The sequence below is a fragment of the Paenibacillus sp. P4_E11 genome (genome assembly GCF_056401635.1).
In genome coordinates this window covers 1-2,200 of record NZ_JBFUIX010000355.1, presented here as the reverse complement: position 1 = coordinate 2,200, position 2,200 = coordinate 1, and the positions used below count along the sequence as shown (strand labels likewise).

Sequence of the window (2,200 nt, the reverse complement as noted above, 5' to 3'; positions counted from 1 at the left end):
ACAGAGCTTGGCTTGGGCAATGCGGTCTCTGGATTTCAAATCGCCTAAGTGAACCTCGCTGACATTCGTAATGATCGCCGCATCCAGCTGCGAGATGTGGGACAATCGTTCAATTTCGCCCAGACTCGACATGCCCATCTCCACGACCGCCATTTCCGTATCCTCTTCCAATTGTAGCAATGTTAATGGGACCCCGAGATGATTGTTTAAATTCCCACTCGTCTTCTGGGTTTTGAACGTTGTAGCTAATACAGAAGCCAATATGTCTTTGGTTGAAGTTTTCCCATTGCTCCCAGTAATGCCGACCACTTTCACGTTCAACAGCCTTCGATAAGCTCCGGCCAACTGTTGGATGGCAAGTAGTGTATCCTCTACTAGTAACAGCGGGATATCGCTCGGCGGGTCAGGTTCAGATCGATCCCACAACGATGCCACGGCTCCATTAGCCACAGCTTCACGAACATAATCATGACCATTGAACCGCGGTCCAATAATAGGCACGAACAGACTGCCTGGCTTGATACTCCGTGTATCCGTCGAAACCCCGCGCACCTGCAAATATTCATTGGTATGAGCAACCTCCGCGTTCCCGATCATGTCTGCCAGCTGTCTCATTGACCGTTGAATCATGCTCCATCCCTCCCATAGCGGATCGTCTGTTTCTGTTCATGACGCTGGGTGGCCAGCGCGATAAGCCGTTCGATTAGTTGAGGATACGTAGTCCCGTCAGTTCGCTCCCAGAGTGCAGGAAACATACTGATCTTCGTGAAGCCAGGCATTGTGTTCACTTCATTCAGGTATACTTCATCGTTAGCCGTGAGGAAGAAATCCACTCGCATTAATCCTGACCCGTCGAGTACCTGGAATGCTCGCAGCGCGAGGTCGCGCATCTGTTCATACATGTCAGAGGATATTCGTGCAGGTATGCGTTGAACCAAGTTGCCATCGATGTATTTCCGCTTATAGTGGAAAAACTCCGGTTCCTTCTCGAACTCCCCTGCCACGGAGCATATTGGATGATCGTTGCCCATAACGGCCAGCTGGATTTCCCGTCCTACCACTTCCCGTTCCACGATAAGCTTCCGATCGAATGTGAATGCAGTATCAACTGCACGAAATAGAGCATGGCGATCTTCGCAGCGGCTAATCCCGATACTCGAGCCCAAGTTAGCAGGCTTCACGTAGCACGGATAACCAAGTTCCCGCTCTAGGCGCGAGACGACATGATCTTGATGCTCGATCCACTTGTGCCGAAGCACCGATTGGTAGTCCACTTGAGGGATGCCGACGCTAGCGAACACTCGCTTGATCGCGACTTTATCCATTCCTGTGGCCGATGCCAGCACACCATTCCCGACATAAGGCACATTCAATAGTTCCAGCAACCCTTGAATCGTACCATCTTCCCCATGGGTCCCATGAATGACGGGAAAGACTACACAAGGTTCACCCGAGGCGAGGTAGCGGATCAGTATGCCCCCCACAGAAACCGCCACATCTCCGCTCGTGCTATTCATCCGCAACAGTTCGACATGGTCCACATTGCGTTCTACTCTACCGTAGCTGCTCCATACACCATTGTTGGAAATGTATATAGGATGAACGTTATATGTTTGTTTATCTAGTGCGTTAATGACCGTTTGAGCCGTCTTCAAGGACACGTCGTGTTCGGCAGATTTGCCTCCATATAGGACATAGATGTTCGTTTTCATCGATTTCCTCCATATGATCATCTAGAAAGTAGTGGTGTTGCTTGGACTATCATACCAACTACTTATTCAGATTCTCGTAAAAAAACCTAAAGAAATCTGAAGATAATCTGAAGGATGATCGAACTCTCGAACTGGATAGAACAAAATAAATAGACCTCCCGATCAAGCTCAAGGAAGGTCTATCTCTTCAATACCATAATCATAGGTTATGCGTGCTGCTGTCGCTGTCTCTTCTGGATCTCATGCATACCCAGGATAACAGTAATCCACTCGTAGCTACTCACTTGGGCGATATGATTACGGAGAGAGTATGCGGACGCCGCGAACCATCCATCGACCCGCTCGAACGTAGCCACGATGCTCCCGCTCTCGTCTCGAATCTCATATTCCCGTGAGAATGCAGGTGATGTAATCTCGTATACCCCTCTGCCGTAGGCCTCATACTCATACCTTTTGCTCAGAAACGACATTCGAACTCGCAGCAGCCC

At 49.5% G+C, this 2,200-nt stretch carries 2 protein-coding genes and 1 pseudogene; all 3 read right to left on the bottom strand.

Annotated features, from left to right (window positions below):
- Positions 1-630, bottom strand: a 630-nt coding sequence (locus AC1DWB_RS33920) for a UDP-N-acetylmuramoyl-tripeptide--D-alanyl-D-alanine ligase (protein ID WP_477545480.1), incomplete at its 3' end; no start/stop codon positions are given.
- Positions 627-1,712 (bottom strand): D-alanine--D-alanine ligase, encoded by a 1,086-nt coding sequence (locus tag AC1DWB_RS33915; protein WP_477545479.1) that lies wholly within the window; start codon positions 1,710-1,712, stop codon positions 627-629. The genes AC1DWB_RS33915 and AC1DWB_RS33920, both read right to left, overlap by 4 nt.
- 206 nt (positions 1,713-1,918) lie before the next feature.
- Positions 1,919-2,200: pseudogene (locus AC1DWB_RS33910) on the bottom strand (hypothetical protein); the annotation flags it as partial.

Bases quoted from the DNA above. Each gene is read 5' to 3' on its own strand.
- AC1DWB_RS33915 (WP_477545479.1), bottom strand. From the start codon at position 1,712: ATGAAAACGAACATCTATGTCCTATATGGAGGCAAATCTGCCGAACAC.